The following is a 20,939-nucleotide window of genomic DNA, read 5'->3' on the forward strand; positions in this document are numbered from 1 at the left end:
CGTGTCTCACCTCGCGTCCGCGAACCGCTCGGCGCCGTCGATCCCGTGCGGGGCCGGCGCCGCCGGCCCGGAGTCGCTGAACGTGCCCTCCCGCCGTACGGTGTGCCAGCGCAGCCGCACGCCCAGCAGGGCCGTCGCCAGGGACTGGATGACCACGAGGTACATGAGCTGGCGGTAGACGAACTGCTGGAGCGGCAGCACCCAGAGCGCGGAGGCGCGTTCGCCGTCCAGGCGGAGCGCGTACCAGCCCGTCAGCGCCTGCACCACCACGAAACCGGCCCATACCGCGACGACCGGGAGCGGATCGCCCAGGACCGTGTTGTAGATCGCCATGAGGTCGACGACGGGGGCCAGCAACGGCAGCAGCACCTGGAACAGCGCCAGGTAGCCGAGGCAGCGGCGGCCGAACGGGCCTGGTTCGAGGACGGCGCGCCGATGCTTCCACATCGCCTGCACGGTGCCGTAGCACCAGCGGTAGCGCTGCTTCCACAGCTGACCGAGCGAGGTCGGTGCCTCGGTCCAGGCCAGGGCCTTCTCCTCGTAGACCACGCGCCATCCGGCCCGGCACAGTGCCATGGTGAGGTCGGTGTCCTCCGCCAGCGTCTCCGCGCTCACCCCGCCCAGGGCCACGAGCGCCGAACGGCGGAACGCCCCGATCGCGCCGGGCACGGTGGCCATGCAGTCGAGCAGCTCGAAGGCGCGCCGATCGAGGTTGAAGCCGATGACGTACTCGATGTGCTGCCAGCGCCCGATCATGCCGCGCCGGTTGCCGACCTTGGTGTTGCCGCTCACCGCGCCGACCGTGGGGTCGGCGAGCTGGCGGACCAGGTGGCCGATCGTGGCGGGTTCGAAGACGGTGTCGCCGTCCACCATGACGAGCAGCTCATGGGCGGCCTGGGCGATGCCGGTGTTGAGCGCGGCCGGCTTGCCGCCGTTGGGCCGGCGGATCACCCGTACGCCGGGCAGCCCCAGCGCCTGCGCCAGCTCGGCGGTGCCGTCGGTCGAGCCGTCGTCGACGACGAGGATCTCGAGCGGGCCCTGGTACGTGGTCTCCACCAGCGACCGCACCGTCGCCTGGATCCCGGCCGCCTCGTTGTAGGCGGGCACGATCACGGTCACCGGCGGGGGCGCCGACCACACGGGCGCGCGGCCCTTGCGCCGCCTGCCGCCCCTGTTGCGGGCCGCGTGCACCCAGGCGAGCACGGCGAAGAAGCCGAGCCGCCCCACCGTGAGCGCTCCCGCGGCCAGCAGCACCCATGCCAGCACGCCGGCGAACGCCTCCGAAGCCCGCTGGGCCAGGTTGAGCGCGGAGCCGGCGAACCGTTCCGCGCCGCCGGCCGGCTGGTGCGCCGAGGGCATGCCGAGCGCCTTGGTCACCGTGACGGCGCGGTAGCCCTTGCCGTTCAGCTCCCGCAGGACGGCCCCGACGGCCTCGACGGTCTGCCGCCGGTCGCCACCCGAGTCGTGCATCATGACGACGGCGCCCCGGCCTCTGGCCGGCAGCGAGGACGCCACGATGTTCGCCGTCCCGGGGCGGCTCCAGTCCTTGGTGTCGAGGTCCGTCAGCGTGACGAGGTAGCCCTCGGCCGCCAGGGCCTTCATGCCGGCCCACTGCGGCCCGGAGATCGCCGCGGGGGTCGAGGAGTACGGCGGGCGGGCCAGCGTCGTGTGCAGCCCGGTCGCCCCGGCCAGCGCCCGCTGCGTCAGCGACAGCTCCAGCTTGAGCCGCCAGGCGGGCAGCGCCGCGAGGTCGGCGTGCGAGTAGGTGTGGTTGCCCAGCTCGTGCCCCTCGGCGACGATGCGCCGCGCCAGGTCGGGGTATTGCGCCACCTTGGAGCCGACGGTGAAGAAGGTGGCCTTGGCGCCGTACTTCTTCAGCATGTCGAGCACCTGCGGGGTCCACGCCGGGTCGGGGCCGTCGTCGAACGTCAGCGCGATGGTCCTGGCCGGCAGGCGGGCGCTGGCGGGCCCCTTCGCCGTGATGTTGAGGACGGGGCCGCCGCGCCGGACCTTCTCCAGCTCCGGGGTCGGGGAGTCCGTGGAGGGCGGGGGCGCCTGGGTCTCACCGCCGACGTTGGTCACGTACCCGTTGAGCACCAGCGCGGCGGCGGCCAGCAGCATGCAGACGGCGAGCGGGAACCAGTGGCCCTTGGGGTCGGCCGGGGGTCTCGCGGTCGGCGCGGGCGGGTTGTGCGGCCGTTCGTCGCCTTGCCGGGCGGTGTGGTCCTGCCAGGCGGGCAGCGGCGCGGCCGGCCAGACCAGCTTGTCGTGCCAGGGTGGGCCGTTCACTTCTTCGGGCCCTTCGTCCGGTTCGGATCGAGTCCCGGCGGCGTCTTGGTCTGGCCGGGCGCCTCGTTGTCCGCGGGGCCGGTGGTGGGATCGGCTGTGGGATCGGACGCGGGATCCGTGGTGGGGTCGCTGCTCGGCGCCGGATCCGTGCTGGGCCGTGGCGTGGGCCGCGCCTGCTGCGGCGAGGACTGCCCGGACGTCGCCGACGGCCGGACCTGGCCGGTGGCTTTGGGGGTCGGCCGGCGCGACGGCGGGCGGGTCGTCTCCGGGCGGGTCGCGGAGGGGGTCGGCCGCTCGGACCGCTTCGGCGAAGGCGTCGGCGTGCGATCCGGCGAAGCCGTGCCGTCCGCCGCTCCTGAGCGGTCGCCCGGCCAGCCGTTCACCGAGAGGGTGGTGCTGGAGAACATTCCGGCGAGCACGACGGCGAGCAGCGCGAGAGCCAGGACGCTCGCGCCGATCGAGCCGATCATGATCAGCCTTCGACGCCGTCCACTCTGGTTGACGAAGACGGCTGTCGTGTTCTGTTGCTCAGGAGGCACGCGGAAATCGTAGTGACAGGGAGCAAACTAGAGAAACTAGGGCATTCTTGACATCAACCCCAAAGCAACCAGACATGTCCAGTCAGGGCCTCAGCCACGTGCCGAGGGCGGCCGTCAGCGTGACCGTGTCGGCGGGACCGGGGCCGGACGCCCACGCGACCGCTCCGTCCGGCCGGACGAGCGCCGCCGCCAGATCGTCGCGATCCTTCACGGTGGCCTCGACCACGTCCAGCGCCCCACGCCAGGGCCCCGCCGCCCGCTCGACCTCCGGCTGCGACGGCGCGTGGACGAGCAGCGCCCGCCCGCCCCCGCACAGCTCCGAGATCGTGCGGGTCTCCCCCGGACTCGTCACCAGCCGCAGGTCCGGGCAGGCGCGGCCGGTCAGCGGGTGCGTGGCCGGGTACGGGAACGCGTACCGGGCGCCGAGCCCGTTCAGCATCCGGCCGAAGTAGCGGTTGACGTCCGGGAGGTCGAGCAGGTCCGACACGATGTCGCGCATGGCCGCCACGTGCTCCCCCGGCAATGACAGCGCGGACTGGGCGCGCGTGTTGTGCAGGACGGCGGCGCCGACGGGGTGGCGTTCCGCGGTGTAGGTGTCGAGCAGCCCTTCGGGGGCGCGCCCGGCGACGGTGGCGGCGAGCTTCCAGCCCAGGTTGACGGCGTCCATGAGGCCGAGGTTGAGCCCCTGGCCGCCGCTCGGCGAGTGGACGTGGGCGGCGTCGCCGGCCAGCAGGACCCGGCCGATCCGGTACGTGGCCGCCTGGCGCGCGCCGTCGGTGAACCGCAGCGGGCCGCGCACCCGCGCGATCTCGACGTCCACGCCCGTCACCCGGAGCAGGCTCTGGCGCATCTCCTCGGCGGTCAGCGGCAGCCCGCGATCCTCGGGGAACCCGTCGAACTCGATCGTGGCCACCATCCCGGGCGCCCGCATCAGCCTGCCCGTGGAGGTCCAGCCCGACGCGGGGAGGCGGTCGAGGCCGGGGGCGTCGGCCAGGACCCGCCGTACGACGCTCGTGGGCTCGGTGCCGGGGAAGTCGAACCCGGCCCGCTTGCGCACCGTCGAGCGTCCCCCGTCGCAGCCGACCAGGTACGGCGCGGAGAACCGCCGCTCCCCGGCCGGGGTGGCGACGGTGACGGTGACGCCGGAGTCGTCCTGGGTCAGGGCGACGACCTCGCACTCGCGCATCACGACACCCTCGTCTCCGACGAGCGAGGCGAGGACCCGTTCGAGTTCCCGTTGCCAGATCGGCGCGCCGACCCGGTCCGGCTCCTCCTGCAGCGCGGGGTCGATCTTGAAGATCTGCGCGAAGTGTCCCTTCTCGCTGCCGTGGTCGCGCGCCTTGTCGGCGAGCCCCTGCTCCCGGTACGCGTCCAGGGCCCCGCCCAGCCCCCGGCGGCGCAGCGCCTCGGCGGCCAGCGGGCCGATCCCCCGCGCCTTGGGCTCGGCGCTCGGCTCGGCGAGCCGCTCCAGCACCAGCGGCCTGGCTCCGGCGAGCCGTAACTCGGCGGCGAGCAGCAGCCCCACGGGCCCGGCCCCGACCACGATGACGTCGGCGTCCATCGTCACTCCCCAAACTAGACTAGACCGTCTCGTCTCGTAGACTAGCCCTCCTCCGGAGAAAGTGGGTACAGACCATGGCCGAGCACGGCCCGCGACGCTCCCCGGCCAAGCGCCGGGCCATCCTCGACGCCGCGATCAAGGTGTTCACCGACCAGGGGTACGCCCGGGCGAGCGTGGACGCCATCGCCGCGGTGGCGGGGGTGGGCAAGCAGACGGTGTACGGCCACTTCGGGGACAAGGAGCAGCTGTTCCTGGCCGCGATCCAGGAGGCCAGGTCGGCGGTGAGCGCAGGCGATGCGGACGGCACGGCGGACGTCGTCCTGAGCGGCGATCCGCGCGAGGGCCTCACCGCGCTCGGCGGGCGGATCCTCGACATCGCGCTCTCACCCCGCGTGTCCGCGCTGCACCGGCTGACCATCGCGGAGGTGGCGCACCATCCGGAGCTCCAGCGCACCTGGCGAGGGAGCTCGGCGTCGGCGGACCGCGCGGTGGTCGACTACCTGCGCGACTGCGACGCCGACGGGCGGCTGCGGGTCCCGGACCCGGCCAGGGCGGCGCGCCAGTTCTCGCACCTGGTGATCACCGAGGGACGGGTCGAGACGGCGTACGGGACGCTGCCGCTGCGGCCCGAACGGCGGCACGCCATCGCCGCCGACGCCGCCGACCTCATCATCCGCGCCCACCACCCCTGACAGGAAATGCCCCTTATGTCGGTTTTGTGAGTCAAGTGAACAATGTGGCCAATGTGACCAGCGGATTCACACATCGCTCATCCGCCGCCTGACCCGCCATTTCTCCCCTTAGGATTGCCATATGTCTGCGTCGAGGCTAAATTTCGGACCCCATTAATCAGACTTCCATTGCGCCCATAACTGCGACAGAAACTTCTGGTGGCCTCTCTCCGTTCTGCGGATAGGTAAAACGGCAACTGTGAGGAAATGTGCGCGTCACTTCATCCCTCAGGTCCCTTCTCGCCCTGGCCATGACCGCTGCTGTGGCGCTCTTACCTACGGCCGCGAGCGCTTCGCAGCCCTCCGACGTCAAACCCGTCCGCGTGGTCGTCCTGGTCGACGAGTCGGGCAGCCTGTCCGGCCAGGACGTCGCCCGTGAGCGGGCCGCCTCCCAGCTCATCGCCCTCAGCGAGCTCTCACCGCAGTCGCAGGTGGCCGTGGTCGGCTTCGGCAGCTCCAACGGCCCGGGCCAGGCGGCCGTGGACATCGCCTGCCCGCTGACCGGCGTGGAGACGGCCCAGGACCGCGAGTCGCTGAGCCGGTGCGTGGAGAAGCTGCGCCGCCGTACCAGCGACGAGGGCGGCGACACCGACCACGCCGCCGCCCTGGAGCAGGCCCTCGACATCATGAACACGCCCGACGACCAGCAGCGGGCGAAGATCGTCTTCTTGCTGACCGACGGCGTCCTCGACGTCAGGAACAGCCCGCAGTACGGCGCCGACGCCCAGGCGCGCAACCGCAACGCCCGGGCGCAGATCGACCGGAGCCTGCGGGACGCCGAGAAGGCGCGCGTGCAGATCTGGCCGCTGGGCTTCGGCTCGGCCGACAAGACGAGCCTCGACGCCTTCGCCGCGGGCGGCTGGCGGCAGCCCTGCGGCGACCAGGAGACGGCCACGCCCCGCGCGAGGGTGGTCGCGAGCTCGGCGGACGTGGAGCGATCGCTGCTGGAGGCGTTCGCCTACGCCCGGTGCGCGGGCATCGAGCAGTCGGTCACCGACTCCCTCGAGCCGAACGCCACCGTCAACCTCCAGGTCAACATCCCGATCATCGCGACCGACGGCTCGATCGTGGTGGTCAAGCGCGACCGGCGCATCCGGGTGACCTACTTCGACCCCGACGGCAACCAGGTGCCCAAGCAGGGCGAGCAGAACGACTCGACCTTCCAGGTCGCCGGCGAGGCCGGCCCGGTCGAGTCGCTGCGCATCCGCAACCCGCTGCCCGGCAAGTGGCGGGTCCAGCTGACCTCGCCGCCGGGCGTCAGCCGCCAGGACGTCAGCGCGACCGTCGTCTGGCAGGGCGCGCTGCGCGCCTCGATCTCCCTGAGCAACCCCCGGCCGCGTCCGGGCGAGCAGGTGGCCATCCGGCTGCGCCTGCAGACCAGGACCGGCACGATCACCGACCCGGCTGCGCTGGAGGGCCTGCGCTTCACCGCCCGGATGTCCGGCGACGGCTTCCAGGAGCTCCCCGTCGACCTGCGCGACACGGGCGACGGCCCGGACCGCGCCCAGAGCGACGGCGAGTACTCCGGCCAGGTCACCATCCCGGCCACGGCCACCGGCGCCCTGTCCTTCCTGGGCAAGGTCACCGGCCCGGGCGTCGCCGGCGACGAGCGCCCTTACGCGACCCGCGTCGCCGGGCCCGCCGACCGGCTCCGCGCCCAGGTGCAGCTCGACGCGGCCACCGTCGAGCCGGGCGGGGAGGTCTCCGGCACCGTACGCGTGACCAACGACGCCGAGCCCGCCCAGCTCGCCCTGCGGCTCGTCGACGTCCCGGGCACGGTGAGCCTGTCCGTCCAGCGGCTCCAGGCGCCGGCGGGCGCCTCCGAGCACGCCCTCAAGCTGCGCATCGGCGCGCAGGCGCCCAAGGGCCCGGTCGGCGGCTCGGTCCAGGTCGTGGACGCGGCCGGGCAGGTGGTGGCCGAGGAGTTCGTCGACGTCGACGTGCAGCCGCCCACGCCGCTGTGGCAGCGGCTGCTCCAGGCCCTCCTGGTCCTCCTGCTGATCCTGGCGGTGGCCCTGCCGCTGCTGCTCCTCAGGAGGCGCGCGCGGCTGCGGGCGGCCGATCCGAGCGAGCTGACCTTCTACCTCTTCGACCGGCCGGGCGAGCCGTACGTCAGCAAGATGCAGGCGCCCCTCGGCGAGGGGCCCGAGTTCACCTTCGAGATCTCCGCCGGCCGCCTGGTGCGCACGTTCGGCACCGGCTACACGGCCCGCCGGGGCGGCGGCCAGACCGTCCTGGTCCGCGACCCGTCCGGACAGGAGCTGGAGCCGCTGCGCCCGGGACGCCCGATCCCGCTGACCGGCGGCATGTTCCTCGGCGTCGACGACGCCCGGGTCAAGGGCGCGGAACAACCCGTGTACGGCTCGCGGGAGCCGTCCCAGAGCAGGACCCACAGACCTATGCCAGGCGACGACCTGATTTGAGGGGCGCATGAGGATCTTCGATCCGATGATGTTCGTGGGGCTCGGCGGCACCGGCTGCCGGGTCGGAGTGGAACTGGAACGGCGGCTGCGGGACGAGCTGTGCGGTCCGGACGGCATGGACCTGATCAGAAACTTCAGCTGGCAGAACTACCAGCCCTACGAATTGCCCTCCTGCCTGCAGTTCGTCTACGTGGACCTCAACGAGGCCGAGCTGACCCGCACCCGGCGCCGGGTGGTGCCGACCGAGCGGGAGTTCCCGGCGGCCGCCCGGACCGCCCACCTGATCCACGACGTGGTGCCGAAGTTCGACTCCTACCCGGAGGTGGCCCGCAGCCTGCGGGCGACGTTGAGCGACCACGTCAAGGACTGGCTGCCGCCGCGTGAGCAGGAGCCGCTGATCGCCCCGCTGATGCGCGGCGCCGGGCAGCTGCCCACCGTGGCCAGGGCGGCGCTGTTCGAGCGGATGCGGCACGGCCCCGGGCCGGTGGTGCAGGGCATCGACGACGCCATCGGCGCGATCAGCAACTCGGGCGGCGAACTCGCCGGGCTGGGCGGCCGGCTCCGACGCAGCTGCGACGTCTTCGTGGCCTACTCGGTGGCGGGCGGCACCGGCAGCGGCATCTTCTACGACTATCTGCACCTGATCGGCGACGCCTTCGCCCGCAACCAGATCAGGGCGCGGATCTACCCGCTGGTCGTCATGCCGTCGGCCTTCGCCGAGGGCAAGGGCGGCGGCCGCCGGGCCCGCCTGAACGCCGGCGCCGGCCTGCTGGACCTGTTCCGGCTGGTCGACGACCAGAACGCGCCGCACGCCGGCACGCAGATCGACGAGCAGGGCATCGCCGGCGAGCTCGGCGTGCGCTACCCGGGCAGGGGCGAGGTGCGGCTGGCCACCGGCACCGTGCAGACGGCGTTCCTGTTCACCATGCCGCCCGGTGTGGCGCGGGACGACCTGCACCGCTCGATCGCCTCCCTGATCGTCTCGCTGGCCGGCACCCAGCCGCACGCCACGGGCGACGGCGGCGGCATGGAGGACCGCGGCGAGTCCTCCTTCGCCGACGACTTCATCAACCGGGCCGTGGAACGCGAGGTGGCGGCGGCCTCCGGCATCGGCAACCGGGGCGTCTCGACGGCCTTCGTCTCCTCCATGACCGTCCCCGTGGAGGAGCTGGCCGACCTGGTCAGCTCCCGGCTGCTGGCCCGCGCGGTGACGCAGCTCGAAGCCGTGCCGCCGGGCGCCGCCGAGAGCAACATCGACGAGATCCGGCGCATGTTCACCACCACCAACCTCGAGCCGCTCAACACCCGCGAGCCGCTGCCGCTGCCGGACGTGCGCCCCGCCACCGGCGCGGCCGAGATCCAGAAGTCGCTGGCCAACCGGATGCGGGCGATGGAGGACAACCTGGCCTCACTCGAACGGCAGCTCAACCGCGTCGTGCCGACCCTGGCCCAGGAGATGGACGTGCGCCGCGGCGCGCTCGAAGCGCTCGGCCAGGTCGACCCGTTCCGGCTGCGGCGGGTGGTGGTCGGCCTGCCCGGCGACGTGCACGAGGCCGACCGGCTGGGCTTCGCCGGGCTCCTGGACCAGCGCAGGGCGCAGCCGCGCAAGCCGTACGACAACATGACCGAGGCCCCGCCGCAGCCCCGGCCGATGCGCGACCGGCTGCTGCGCAAGGTGCAGTGGACCGACCCCGAGGTCCAGGCCTCGATCGCCGACCAGGACACCTGGTACCTGTGGCGCAGCCAGGGGCTCTGGCACCGGGCGTGGGCCGACCAGATGCCGCGCTGGGAGCCGCGCCGCAAGCAGCTCATCCGCGAGGTGCGCGAGTTCACGCAGGTCTTCGTCGAGCACGCCGAGGCCGACGCCGAGCGCTTCGCGCGCCGGGCCGGCGAGCTCTACGAGACCCGCGTGGGCGTCTACCACCTGCTGCCGCCCGCGGGCGCGGAGTCCTTCTACGACGCGGTCGTCCGCCGCTTCGTCGACGTCTTCGTCTCCCGGCAGCTGCTGCGGCCCACCGACGGGGAGGCCGCCGTGGCCAACGCGCTGATCGGCCCGGACGGCTGGCGGCACGCCTACGACCTGGCCTGGCGCACGGGCAAGCCGGCCGACGCGCTCACCTGGGTGCGCGACCGGATCAAGCTGGAGGTGAAGAAGCTCTTCAAGGACCAGGACGAGGCCGCCGCGCTGGGCGAGCAGCCGCTGCTGCCCTCGCTGGCCGACATCCTCGCCCAGGCCGCCTCGGGCGGCGGCGACGACCCGCACGTGCGGCAGTTCCAGCTCAAGCTGGCCGACCTGGTGCCGGGCGGCTTCACCCCCGACGGCACCGGCGACCTGAAGGTGCTGGTCTCCTATCCGGCGCCGGCCAAGGACCCGGCCCTCGAACGGTTCCTCAAGGACCGGATCGACCTGCCGGGCGTGCCCGACTACCGCAACATCGACGCCGACTCGGTGACCGTGGTGCAGCTGCGCACGTCGATGAGCGTCACCCAGGTCCGCGAGCTGCGCGAGGTGCTGCACAGCTGGGCCGACGCGCTGCGCGACGAACGGCCGCAGGACCACCTGAAGTGGCGCCAGCGGCTCGGCTACGACTTCGGCTACCTGGCCACGACCGAGGAGCACCGGGTCCGGATCCTGCACCGGCTGCTCTGCCTGCTGTGGAACGGCCGGGTCAGCGTGGTCGAGGGCGAGCTGAGCTCGCCGGCGCGGATCCGCATCGACGTCGAGGGCGGCTCGATGACGCTCCCGCTGACCGGGTACGGCAAGGCCTCCTCCTGGCCGAGCATGCTGCGGGCCTACGAGCAGTGGGTGATCGGCGGCGACGAGGAGTTCCGCAGCCTGGTCAGCGAGCAGCTCATGAACGCCACCCCGAAGGGCCTCGCGGGCGCCCCCACCGTGCCCGACCCGCTCTACCACCTCGTCACCGGCATGTCCGCCGACCAGCTCGGCCTGCTGGAGATCATGGTGCCCAAGCTGCCGTCGGGCGCGCGCAACCGGGCCGACCAGCTGATCGCCTTCTGGGCGCACACCCTGCCCGCCGCCCTGGACCTGCCGTTCGAGCGGGTCGCCGAGGCGGTCGCCTACAACCTGCGCGACCTGGACGCGCTCCTCGGGGAGTGAGCATGGTCGTCGTGCTCGACCTGCGCAAGGGTGAGCTGGAGCGGCTCGGCGCCCAGGTCCTGGTGGTGGCCGACACCGAGCGCCTGGCCGGCGCCCAGCGGGTGCTCCAGGACGTCTTCAGCTCGCGCCTGGTCAGGTCGGTGCTCGTCCTCGCGGTGGGACCCGACCTGCGCCTGCCCCCCGTCCTGGACGGGGAGAGCCGCAGGGTGCTCTGGGTGAGCGACCCCTTCGGCATCCTGTGGAACGCCGACACCGGCGAGGCGGCCCACGGGCCCGGGGTGAGCGCGGAGGCCATCCTGATCGACCTGCTCACCCAGCCGGAGGTCTTCGACGAGGTGGTCAACAGCCTGGGCGACATCCCGTACGGCACCGCCTCGCCCGGCTGGCGCATCGTGGCCGGCCGGATCGACCCCGAGGTGCTCGGCCAGGCCTTCCGCGAGGTGGCCGAACGCTTCGACGGGCCCGTCCAGCAGGACACGGCCACCTTCAGCTCGCCGCTGGCCACCGCGCTGCCCGTGCTCAGCGGCACCGTCGACCTGCCCTCCGACCTCCTCGACGCGCTCATCCCGGAGGGCCCGCTGGACCAGCTCCACCGGAGCGCCGCCGAGCGGATCGATCAGGCGGTCCGCGCCCTGGACGACCTCGGCTACGTCCACAATGCCCGCGCCCGGGCAGCGGTCGTCGACAAGGTGATCGCCGCGGGGCGGGAGCTCGCCAAGTTCCGCGACACCCTCGCGCGGCTCTTCGAGGAGATCGACCACACCGACGACAACGCCGCCGAGCAGCTGGCCGCGCACGGGATCAGGTTCGCCGTCCCCGCCGACATGGGCCACGCCCAGATCGTCGGCGAGCTGCGCGCCGACCTGGAGGCGGCCCTGGCCGAGCGCAAGAGCGTGCAGCGGATGGTCTCGCGCTACCGCCTGCTGGCCGACCACAGCGCGCCCATCGGCAGCCGCGCCTTCGTCGGCGACCTCTGGCGGGCCTGCCCGGACGAGCTGCTCAACGCGCTGCACGCGCCCGCCGAGTTCCCCGCCACGTTCCTGCCCCGCTTCGTCTTCTGGCGGCGCTCGCGGGCGTGGTGGCGCGAGCAGCTCTCGCTCGGACCGGCCAGGACCGCCCTCGACGACCTGCGCTCGATGCTCGAACGGGTCGCGGCCAGCGAGTGGATGCTCGGCCAGGCCCGCATGCACACCTCCGACGCGTCCCGCACGCTGGCGGCGGCGCTGAACGAGATCTGCGCGCAGGTGTCCTGGACGCTGACCGACTGGAGCACGGCCGAGACCGGCCAGGCCGCCGCGAGCCCGGCGCTCGACGAGGAGGTCACCGTACGGCTGCGCGACCGCGGCGGCCAGCTGCGCGAGGTCATCACCGGCGACCTCGTCGACGCGGTCGCGAGCTGGCTGGAGCCCGCCTGGACCTCCCTCGAACAGGGCGCCTACCGGGACGCGCAGGTGGGGCTGGAGCGCCGGGTCGACGAGACGCTGCGGCAGTACCGCGACCACCTGACCCACCGGGGCGTCCAGGAACGCCCCGACTTCGGCACCGGCGACACCGGCCGCCAGGAGCTCGTCGACGCGGTCTGGCGGCAGTCCCAGCAGGTCGTGCGCGCGCTGCGGGCCCAGGCGAACGGCCAGATGCTGCAACTGTGCGGCGACCGTGACCTGGCGATGCTGCTGCGGCAGGCGTACGCGGTGCGCTTCGCGCCCAGGGCCGTACGGGGGCAGGGCAACCCGCCCGACGTCGTGTGGACCCGGTCGGGGCAGTACGCCGGCACCCTGCGCCTGGTGCCGCTGCGCCCCGGGACGGTCGAGGAGAACTGGAGCGAGGATGGAACCTGAGCCGCTGACCTTCTTCACTCCCGACGGCGACCTCGTGACCTGGGAGGTGAAGCCGGAGCCGGACCACGACCCCTTCGAGCGCCGGCTGACCCTCGTCGTCCCAGGCACCAGGATCGTGCAGCGGCGGGTGCCCCGCGCGGAGGGGCGTGACCGCGACCACCTCTACGAGCTGCTGGAGAACGAGGCCCGGATGGGCGCCAGGCTGCTCACCCGGCTGCGGCGGGCCTACCCCGTCGAGCTGCCCCGGCTGATGGGCTACAGCCTGGACGAGGAGGAGCCGTTCGTGCTGCTCTCCGACCACCGGGGCGAGCCGGTCACCCGCTTCGCCGGCTCGTTGCTGATCGCCGAGCAGCGGGCCCTGCAGGCGAGCCTCTTCCGCGCCGTGCGCATCCTGTCGGCCTGCGACATCGTCCACCGGCGCATCGACCCGGACACCGTGCGCTGGGACGGCACCGCCGTACAGCTCACCGACCTCAGCCACGCCACGCTGGCTGGCAGCCGCCGGCTGCGGCTCGGCGAGGCCCCCTACGCCGCCCCGGATCAGCGCGCGGGCACCGGCCGCGCCTCCACCGCCGACGACCTCTGGAGCGCCGGCATGGTGATCTACCGCACGGTCACCGCCCGCGAGGTCGCCGACCGCCCCGACCTCACCGCCGCCCCGGCGCTGCAGCCCATCCACGACGTCTTCTCCGGTCAGCCGCCGTCGGCGCTGGAGGTGCTCGACCGGCTGCGGGAGCCGGACCCCATGCGGTCCATCCCCGCCGAACAGGACCTCCGGCTCGAGGAGGGCCGCGTCGCCTTCGACCGGGCCCACGAGGCCAAACGCGAGCAGGAGGTGGAACAACCTCCGCCCGTCACCCGGATCGAGCAGGTGCAGCCGGAGCAGCCGCAGAAGTGGTGGGCCCGCTGGCTTCCGCTGGCCGTGCTGGCCGCCCTCGTCGTGGTCGTCTGGATGGTGATCCGGTGATCCTCTGCCCGATCTGCCTGCACGAGTTCGACTGGAGCGAGGACGAGCTCTACGAACGCACCCCGGCGGGCCACTACCAGCCGCTTTCCCTGGAGAACGCGACCGGTGCCCGCCGCGAGGACCTGCTGCGCGCCGCCCACGTCCGCTGCCCGGCGCCGGTGGCGGACCCGAGCCTCGAACACCACCTGCCCTACACCTACGTACGGCACGGCCGCCCGCTGGTGATCGGGCTGGTCGGCGGGCCGGAGACGGGCAAGACCCACCTGCTGGCCTCGATGATCGGCGCCATCGAGCAGGGCGGCCTGCGGCCGTACGGGCTGACCGCGGACGCGGTGGACATCGAGCGGCACGCCGAGTACGTCAACACGTACGTGCATCCGCTGATGGTGGAGCGGACCGCGCTCTCGCGCACCACCCACCGGGCCACCGCCGAGCCGGCCGACGCGCTGCTCGTCAACGACGGCCGGCACACCACCGCGGTGGCGTTCTTCGACATCGCCGGCGAGCTGCTGCGCAGCTCCACCCACGAGGCGACCAGGTTCGTGCCGGCCGTCGGCGGGCTGCTCTTCGTGATCGACGCCGCCACCAGGTCGGCCAGGATGGGCGACGAGTCCTTCCGCGCCGTGCTCGACCGGCTGCCCAAGAGCGGCGGGCGGCTGGACATCCCCGCCGTCATCGCGGTCACCAAGAGCGACTCGGTGCGCTTCGAGGCGCCGGTCGACACCTGGCTGTACGACGAGCCCGACCGGCTGGACCAGGTGGACGTCCTGCGGGAGAGCCGCGACGTCTACGCCTTCCTGCACGGGCGCGGAGCGCAGGCGTGGCTCAGCCCCTACGACAAATGCCGCAAGTGCACCCTGCATTTCGTCTCGGCGACGGGCTCCGCCCCGACCGACGGGCGCTTCCCCAGGGGCGTGCGGCCGCGACGCGTCCTGGCGCCCCTGATCTCGCTCCTCGCGATGACCGGCGTCCTGCGCGGCTATCCGGAGGTGGGGATCTGATGGGGCGTTACTCCAGCGTCGACTGGATCCTGTTCGAGTGGGACGAGCGCCGCACCGGCCTCGGCCCCGTGCGCTCCTCCCTGGAGGACACCCGGGGCTGGTACCACCAGCTCGGACCCTGGCTCGACCCCGGTCCCGCGCCCGGGGTCAGCGTCTGCCGGCTCATGGTGGACGGTCGCGTCGTGGTGCTCTCGCGCACGCGCACCGGCGGCTCGGACAGCAGGCGGACCATCCGGGTCCAGGCGTACCTGGGCGGCTCGGCCGCCAACGCCTCGGCGATGCCGAACGTCCGCCAGGCGCTCGCGCTCGCCCCCGGCTGGAGCTCGCTGCTGCCCGCCGACCCGGAGCCGCTCGACCTGGCCGATCTGACCCACTCCTATCACGAGTCGAGCGAGGCACTCGACCGGCAGGCTCGCGCCGCGGCGCCGGCGCTCGTGCCGATCGTCTCGGAAGCCCTACGCGGGCGCCGGGAGGCGCTGTCGGTGGTGACGCAGGGTGAAGCCGTCGTGCAGCTGTGGGGGGTGGTGGACATCCTGGACCGGGTGCTCGGGCGCTTTCCGGAGACGTTCTCCACCTTCGAGAGCGACGACCTCAAGCAGGGGGCGGAGGTCATCTTCCTGCAGGAGTGGCCGGGGCCGTCGTCGCGGGCCCCGCACCGGCGGCGCGTGGATCTGCGGGTGCCTGATGAAACCGATCTGTACGACGAGATCGCGGCCATGGTCGTCGACGCGTACGCGGGCGGGCGGCTGCTGGAGCTGGTCAAGCGGCTGCGGATCAACGACGGGATGGCGCTGGAGGAGCGGATCGAGCTGCTCAGGATCGCCCTGCGCGAGCCGCCGAAGCCTGTACCGGCCGCGCCCCGCACGCCTTCCCCTCCCGAGCATTCAGAACCGGAGCCCGCTCCCCCGGCGTCCGCGGTGGCATCGGGCCCGCGGAGGCGGGTGCCCGTGAAACGGCCCCGCCCCACACCCGTGCCGCGGGAGGAGCCGCCCGCGCCGGGGCCCCGCGCGCCGATCTCACCGCTGGCCCGGCCCGAGGCGCGGCCCGTCGCGGCGCATGGCCCAGCCCCCGACTACTTCCCGAAGGAGTTGGCGGGGGCGACCACCGTGGGCGACGCCCACGACATTCTGTGGGAATTCCACCAATGGGCACCCGGGCGCACGCCGGCCGACGTTCGCTCCCGGGCATTCGCCCTGGTGCCCGAACTGGAGCGGTTGCTGCCCGACCACGAGATCAACACCGTCCTGCGCGACCTTCTGGCCCCGGAGACTCCGGACGCCGAGCACGTCAGGCCCACTTGGCGCGATCCCTGGTGGATCGGCCTGACCGCAGCGGTGCTGGTCATGTTCATCCTCCTGACGGTGGACATTCTCCTGCGGTGACCACCGGCTAGCCGGCCAGCCGGTTCAGGAGCGCGGCCAGGGCGGCGCGGTCGTTGACGCCCGTCTTGTCGTAGACGGCGTACAGGGTGTTGGCCACGGTGCGGACGGACACGACGAGCCGCGCGGCGATCTCGCGGTTGGTCAGCCCCTGCGCGGCCAGCACCGCGATCTCGCGCTGCCTCGGCGTCAGGCTGGGCACGTCGAGGTCCATCAGCGCGAGCGTCCGGGCGCCCTGGCAGCGCTGCGAGAGCCGCCAGGCCCGGGTCTGCGCCGCCCGCGCCCCGCGTACCAGCCCGGACTCGCGGTAGCGGGCCGCCGCCCGCGCCGCCGCCTCGGCCGCGTACAGCAGCAGGCCGAGCCGCTCGAAGCCCTCCGAGACCGCGTCGAGCTCCGCGCCGTCGCGGGCGGCGGCGTGCCGCGCGAACAGCGCCACCAGCGGGCCCTCCACGTCGAGCGCCGCCAGCCGCGCGGACACCAGGTCGGATCGGCCCAGCCGGACGACGTCGTGCAGCAGGAACGGCACGTCGCACGGCAGCGCGTCCTCGGCGGTCTCCAGGCAGAGCTCGACGGCCCCGGCCGCATCGCCGCGACCGGCCAGGGTCCACGCCCGGGCCAGGCGCAGCGGCACGACGACGGACGGGCCGATCGGCGTCCCCGTCGCCTCCGCCCGCTCCACCGCCTGCTCGGCCGCCGCGACCTCGCCGAGCAGCGCGTACGCGTGCGCCAGCTCACCCAGGCACGACCCCGCCAGCACGCTGCGGTCGGGCAGCCGCGCGGCGGTGTCGCGGGCCCACGCGAGGGCGTCGGCGAGCCGGCCGCGCAGCCGCAGCACGCGGGCCGTCCACGTGCCGAACTCCAGGTTCGCCCGCGTCCAGGTGTGGAAGGGCCCCTCCAGGCCGTACCCCTGCCCGGCGAACCGCTCGGCGGTGTCCAGATCGCCGAGCAGCAGCGCGGCGTGCGTGGCATGGCCGGTCAAGGCGGCCGAGAGGCTGCGCATGGCGACCGGCTCCTTCGCCAGGCCCGCGCCGATCTCCGCCACGTGGGCCAGGCATTCCGCGGCCCGGCCCCGCGCCACCAGGACGGCCGCCTCGGCACCGCTGATCATCCGCGCGCCGTGCGGGCTGAACGGGCCCATGTCCCGCGCCCGCGCCATCAGGTCCTCTGCGAAGGCGATGTCGCCGGTCAGGGCGGCCAGGACGGCCCGCATGATGAGCGTCGCCTGCCGCGGCTGAACCTCGTGGACGAGCCCGCCGGTCTCCTCCAGGACGGCTCGCGCCCGTGCGACGTCCCCGAGCCCGACGGCCAGGTTCATGGCCCGCTGCACGCCGAGGTCGGTCCGGGCCCCCTCGCCCATCTCCGCCGCCCAGGCGGTGGCGAACACCTCCTCGGCCTCGGCGTACCGGTCGGTGTAGAACAGCACCGTGCCCAGCGCGGCCAGCGCGGGAGTCCCGCCGCCCGCGGCCACGGCCGCGCGCCCCAGCCGTACGGCCAGCTCCAGGTCCCGGATGACCCTGGCGCGCTCGCAGCCGGCCAGCAGCAGCCCGGGATCGCCGGTCAGACCGCCGTCCAGCCGCCAGACCGCCACCCTGAGCACATCCTCGTGCCGCCGCAGCCCGGCCTCCGAGACCGCCTGCGCCAGCCGGCGCACCATCGTGCGGGCGCGCAGCACGCCGCAGCCGTCCCTGATGACCTCGCCGTACAGGGGATGCGCGAGCCGCACCTGGAGCCGCCGGCCGTCCGGCTGCACCGTGACGAGCTGCCGGTCCTCCAGATGCTGGACGGCGTCGAGCGACCCGAAGGCGGCCAGCAGGTCGGCGCCGAGCGGCTCGCCGTACGCCAGGAGCTCCAGCGCCTCCCGCTCCCGCGCGGTCACCTCGCCGATGCGGCCCGCGATGGTCTCGCGCAGCGTGGGCGTGATCGTCAGCGGCCCGCTCCACCGCCACACGCCACCGTCGGCGGCGAGCATCCCGGACAGCACGAGTTCGCGCAGGTAGAGGGCGTTGCCCTGGCTGACGCGCCACAGCCGGGCCACGGTCGCCGACTCCACCCGGCCGCCCAGCGCGGCCTCCAGGACGGCCGCCGTCTCCTCCAGGGAGAACGGCTCCAGCTCCAGCCGCGGCACCAGGTCGTCCTTCCACAGCGCGAGCACCGCATCCGGCACGGGCGTCCGGCTGCGCAGCGTCGCGATCACCCGGGTGCCGTCCCGCGTCACCAGATGGTGGACGAGCGCGGCCGAGACCGGATCGAGCAGGTGGGCGTCGTCCACCACCAGCACCGGCACGCGCACCGCGGCGGCCGCCCAGCCCAGCGGGTTGCCGGCGGGCGGCGTGGCGGGGAGCAGCGGGGCGAAGGCGCCCAGCGGGACCTCCGCGGCGGCCGCCGTGGCCCGCGCCCAGGCGACCCCGTCGAGACCGTGCACGGCCTGCGCCGCCAGCCGGCTCTTGCCCGTGCCCGGCGGACCGGCCACGACGACGCCCCTGGAGGCGGACCTGATCTCCGACAATTGCGCCGCACGCCCGATGAACGGCCAGGAGCCTGCCACGGCGAAAGCGTATTTGAGTAGGCCATGCTCATGCGAGCGAGTTGTCCCGCCCGCCATGCTGGGGCCCATGACCATGGCGCTGACCACCGGCCTGACGGACCTCGTACGGGAGAGCCTCGGCGACCCCCTCGCCGAGATCGCGGACCAGCACGTCGACCTCCTCGACTCCGGCCCGGGGGCGTTGTCGACGACCTCGCTCCACCGCGTGCGCGGCACCACGACCGGCGGCGTGACCTGGTCGTTCTTCGTCAAGGCGATCCACGAGATCAGGCACTCGCCCTGGTACGCGGACATCCCCGAGCCGCTGCGCGCCACCGCGCTCGCGCACTTCCCCTGGCGGGCCGACGCGGACATCTACCTGGCCCGCCCCCGGCTCCCCGGCGGGCTGCGACTGCCCCGGATGTACCGGCTGGACGACCTGGGCGACGACCGGCTCGTCATGTGGCTGGAGGACGTGCGGGTCGCGCCCGCCGCCTGGGACCTGGACCGCTACCGCGCCGCCGCCCGCCTGCTCGGCGACCTGGCCACCGCACACCCCGTCGCGGGCCGTACGTCCGCGCCGCGCGAACCGCTCAACCACGGCCTGCGCTACTACTGCGGGGGCCCGCTCGCCAACCTGTTCCTGCCCACCCTGCGCGACCCGGCCACGTGGCGGCACCCGCTGGTCGCCGCGAACGCCGACCCCCTGCTGCAGGCCGACCTGCTGTCCCTCGCCGACCACATCGACCCGCTGCTGGACGCCCTCGACCGCCTCCCCCACACCCTCGTCCACGGCGACGCCAGCCCCTCGAACCTGCTGATCCCGGCCGACGGCTCGGCGGAGTTCGTGGCCATCGACTGGAGCTGGCCGTACCCGGCGGCCGTGGGCTTCGACCTCGGCCAGCTCCTCGTCGGCCGGGCCCACACCGGCGAACTCGACCCCGCGGACCTGCCCGCCGTCCACGAGACGATCGAGGCCGCGTACACCGCCGCGGTGGCCGGCCTCGCGGACCCCGCCGAGGTCTCCTTCGGCTACGCCGCCACCCTCGTGCTGCGCAGCGCCTGGACCGCGATCCCCTTCGAACGCCTGGGCCAGGCGCCCACCCCCGAGCTGCACGACCTGTTCCGCAAGCGGGCCCGGCTCGCCCGGTTCGTCGTCGACCTGGGACGCTCCCTGCTCCCTTAGGCGCGGCCGGCGGGGTGAGAACCTGATCCGGCCCTCCGGGAGACAACAGGCATGACACGAGCACGAGCAGTCGAGAGCGTGGAGGAGGAGGATGACGCAGAGCTCATCCGCCGCTCGCACGACGACCCGGAGCGGTTCGCCGGGATATTCGACCGCTACCTCCAGCAGATCCACCGCTACGCGGCCCGGCGGCTCGGCACCCAGGCGGCCGACGACATCGCGGCGGAGACGTTCCTGATCGCGGCTGGCGGGGGCGCTGGCGGGACTCTCGCGGGGCGATCGCGACGTGCTGCTGCTGGTGGCCTGGGGCGATCTGTCGTACGAGGAGGTCGCCTCGGCGCTCGGCGTCCCGGTCGGGACCGTGCGCTCGCGCCTGCACCGCGCCCGCAGGAAGACCAGGGCCGCTCTTGGCGGCGACGATCCGACGAGAGAGGACGCCTGATGGACGAGATCAAGAACTTCCGCGGCTCCACCCCCACGATCACCCGCCAGGCCGAGGACGCCGCGCGCGCCCGCCTGCTGCGCGCGATGAGCGAGCCGCCGCCCGCCCCTCGCCGGCGCCTGCCGCGCCCGGTGTGGAGCATGGCCCTGGCCGCGTCGCTGGCGGTGGCCGTGGGCGTCACCTTGGCGAGGGAGCCGGCCTTCACTCCCGTGGCCAGCGTTCAGGAGCTGAGCGAGCGCGCCGCGAGAGCCGCGGCGACCGACCCGTACAAGACCGTCCCCTCCCCGGGCAAGTGGCTGTACGTCAAGGAGAGCATCGCGCCGCTCCGCGCGGAGCCCGCGCCCGAGGTGGACCGGGACAGGCGAATGACCCTGGAGCTGTGGAACAGCGTGGACGGCAAGCAGACGGCCCTGGACGACGGCGAGGGCAAGCTCGTCATCCACGAGACCGGCCCCGGCATCACCGCCGCCGACCTGGCCGGGGACCCCGTCACTCCCGAGCGGACGCTCGCCCGGATCAGGGCGGCCGTCGCCGCGACCCCCGCGGAACCCGGCGACGACAAGCCCGCGGAGCAGCGGATCGTCGAGACGATCGGCCAGGTCATGAGCGAGCAGGCCGTCGAGCAGAAGGTACGGGCCGCAATGTTCCGCGCGTTGCCGATGGTCCAAGGGGTGTCGGTCAAGCAGGACGCCGTGGACGCGGCCGGCCGCCACGGGATCGCGCTGGCCTACACCGGCCCCTGGGAGCGCTTCGAGATCATCCTGAGCCCGGAGGACTACCGCTTCCTGGGGACGTACAGCGAGACCGTCGCCACCCGCACCTACACGGCCGGACAGCCGCGCGAGGTCAAGGCGGGCACCCCCGTCGGATGGACCGCGCATCTGGAGGCCGGGATCGTCGACAAGCCGGGCGAGCGGCCGTAGCGGGGCCGATCGGAGATG

The 20,939-nt window shown here is 73.6% G+C and carries 13 protein-coding genes and 1 pseudogene; 10 read left to right on the top strand and 4 right to left on the bottom strand.

Annotated elements, in window-relative coordinates:
* Nucleotides 1-6: 6 nt before the first annotated feature.
* The 3 genes from AB0L65_RS26635 to AB0L65_RS26645 all read right to left on the bottom strand — a co-directional run bounded on the left by AB0L65_RS26635 (nt 7) and on the right by AB0L65_RS26645 (nt 4,389).
* Nucleotides 7-2,289: a bifunctional polysaccharide deacetylase/glycosyltransferase family 2 protein gene (locus tag AB0L65_RS26635; RefSeq protein WP_364250077.1), complete on the bottom strand. Its 2,283-nt coding sequence runs from the start codon at nt 2,287-2,289 to the stop codon at nt 7-9.
* Complete coding sequence (locus tag AB0L65_RS26640) at nt 2,286-2,828, bottom strand: hypothetical protein (RefSeq protein WP_364250080.1); 543 nt, start codon at nt 2,826-2,828, stop codon at nt 2,286-2,288. The genes AB0L65_RS26635 and AB0L65_RS26640 overlap by 4 nt, the downstream gene beginning before the upstream one ends.
* Before the next feature lie 82 nt (nt 2,829-2,910).
* Nucleotides 2,911-4,389 (bottom strand): FAD-dependent monooxygenase, encoded by a 1,479-nt coding sequence (locus AB0L65_RS26645; RefSeq protein ID WP_364250083.1) that lies wholly within the window; start codon nt 4,387-4,389, stop codon nt 2,911-2,913.
* A gap of 74 nt (nt 4,390-4,463) precedes the next feature.
* Here AB0L65_RS26645 and AB0L65_RS26650 point away from each other — a divergent pair, with 74 nt between their 5' ends.
* The 7 genes from AB0L65_RS26650 to AB0L65_RS26680 all read left to right on the top strand — a co-directional run bounded on the left by AB0L65_RS26650 (nt 4,464) and on the right by AB0L65_RS26680 (nt 15,849).
* Nucleotides 4,464-5,081 carry a TetR/AcrR family transcriptional regulator gene (locus tag AB0L65_RS26650; protein WP_364250086.1) on the top strand — a complete coding sequence of 206 codons (618 nt, stop codon included), beginning with the start codon at nt 4,464-4,466 and terminating at the stop codon, nt 5,079-5,081.
* 290 nt (nt 5,082-5,371) lie between these two features.
* Nucleotides 5,372-7,543 carry a vWA domain-containing protein gene (locus AB0L65_RS26655; protein WP_364250089.1) on the top strand — a complete coding sequence of 724 codons (2,172 nt, stop codon included), beginning with the start codon at nt 5,372-5,374 and terminating at the stop codon, nt 7,541-7,543.
* A 7-nt stretch (nt 7,544-7,550) separates the two neighbouring features.
* Nucleotides 7,551-10,661, top strand: a complete 3,111-nt coding sequence (locus tag AB0L65_RS26660) for a tubulin-like doman-containing protein (RefSeq protein ID WP_364250092.1) — start codon at nt 7,551-7,553, stop codon at nt 10,659-10,661.
* Between the two features lie 2 nt (nt 10,662-10,663).
* On the top strand, nt 10,664-12,499 hold the full coding sequence (locus AB0L65_RS26665) for a hypothetical protein (RefSeq protein WP_364250095.1): 1,836 nt from the start codon (nt 10,664-10,666) through the stop codon (nt 12,497-12,499).
* Nucleotides 12,489-13,466 carry a hypothetical protein gene (locus tag AB0L65_RS26670; protein WP_364250098.1) on the top strand — a complete coding sequence of 326 codons (978 nt, stop codon included), beginning with the start codon at nt 12,489-12,491 and terminating at the stop codon, nt 13,464-13,466. Before AB0L65_RS26665 ends, AB0L65_RS26670 begins: the two co-directional genes overlap by 11 nt.
* The gene (locus AB0L65_RS26675; protein WP_364250100.1) at nt 13,463-14,467 is read left to right on the top strand and encodes a hypothetical protein; all 1,005 of its coding nucleotides are present in this window, start codon (nt 13,463-13,465) and stop codon (nt 14,465-14,467) included. The genes AB0L65_RS26670 and AB0L65_RS26675 overlap by 4 nt, the downstream gene beginning before the upstream one ends.
* Complete coding sequence (locus tag AB0L65_RS26680) at nt 14,467-15,849, top strand: hypothetical protein (RefSeq protein WP_364250103.1); 1,383 nt, start codon at nt 14,467-14,469, stop codon at nt 15,847-15,849. Before AB0L65_RS26675 ends, AB0L65_RS26680 begins: the two co-directional genes overlap by 1 nt.
* Before the next feature lie 7 nt (nt 15,850-15,856).
* Here the strand turns inward: AB0L65_RS26680 and AB0L65_RS26685 are convergent, their stop codons facing one another.
* On the bottom strand, nt 15,857-18,391 hold the full coding sequence (locus AB0L65_RS26685) for a LuxR C-terminal-related transcriptional regulator (RefSeq protein ID WP_364250106.1): 2,535 nt from the start codon (nt 18,389-18,391) through the stop codon (nt 15,857-15,859).
* A gap of 67 nt (nt 18,392-18,458) precedes the next feature.
* Here AB0L65_RS26685 and AB0L65_RS26690 point away from each other — a divergent pair, with 67 nt between their 5' ends.
* The 3 genes and pseudogenes from AB0L65_RS26690 (at nt 18,459) to AB0L65_RS26700 (ending at nt 20,921) form a co-directional block, all read left to right on the top strand.
* On the top strand, nt 18,459-19,556 hold the full coding sequence (locus tag AB0L65_RS26690) for a hypothetical protein (RefSeq protein ID WP_364250109.1): 1,098 nt from the start codon (nt 18,459-18,461) through the stop codon (nt 19,554-19,556).
* A 51-nt stretch (nt 19,557-19,607) separates the two neighbouring features.
* Nucleotides 19,608-19,998 (top strand): annotated as a pseudogene (locus AB0L65_RS26695) (sigma factor-like helix-turn-helix DNA-binding protein).
* Entirely contained in the window at nt 19,998-20,921 is a 924-nt protein-coding gene (locus AB0L65_RS26700) for a CU044_5270 family protein (RefSeq protein WP_364250112.1), read from the top strand. The pseudogene AB0L65_RS26695 and the gene AB0L65_RS26700 overlap by 1 nt, the downstream one beginning before the upstream one ends.
* Nucleotides 20,922-20,939 lie beyond the last annotated feature (18 nt).

The sequence above is a fragment of the Nonomuraea sp. NPDC052116 genome, assembly GCF_040680035.1.
GTDB lineage: Bacteria > Actinomycetota > Actinomycetes > Streptosporangiales > Streptosporangiaceae > Nonomuraea > Nonomuraea angiospora_A.

What these genes read in the sequence shown, in the direction of transcription:
- AB0L65_RS26645 (WP_364250083.1), bottom strand. Translation starts at nt 4,389, where the DNA reads ATGGACGCCGACGTCATCGTGGTCGGGGCCGGGCCCGTGGGGCTGCTG.
- AB0L65_RS26650 (WP_364250086.1), top strand. Translation starts at nt 4,464, where the DNA reads ATGGCCGAGCACGGCCCGCGACGCTCCCCGGCCAAGCGCCGGGCCATC.
- AB0L65_RS26655 (WP_364250089.1), top strand. Translation starts at nt 5,372, where the DNA reads ATGACCGCTGCTGTGGCGCTCTTACCTACGGCCGCGAGCGCTTCGCAG.
- AB0L65_RS26660 (WP_364250092.1), top strand. Translation starts at nt 7,551, where the DNA reads ATGAGGATCTTCGATCCGATGATGTTCGTGGGGCTCGGCGGCACCGGC.
- AB0L65_RS26665 (WP_364250095.1), top strand. Translation starts at nt 10,664, where the DNA reads ATGGTCGTCGTGCTCGACCTGCGCAAGGGTGAGCTGGAGCGGCTCGGC.
- AB0L65_RS26670 (WP_364250098.1), top strand. Translation starts at nt 12,489, where the DNA reads ATGGAACCTGAGCCGCTGACCTTCTTCACTCCCGACGGCGACCTCGTG.
- AB0L65_RS26680 (WP_364250103.1), top strand. Translation starts at nt 14,467, where the DNA reads ATGGGGCGTTACTCCAGCGTCGACTGGATCCTGTTCGAGTGGGACGAG.
- AB0L65_RS26690 (WP_364250109.1), top strand. Translation starts at nt 18,459, where the DNA reads ATGACCATGGCGCTGACCACCGGCCTGACGGACCTCGTACGGGAGAGC.
- AB0L65_RS26700 (WP_364250112.1), top strand. Translation starts at nt 19,998, where the DNA reads ATGGACGAGATCAAGAACTTCCGCGGCTCCACCCCCACGATCACCCGC.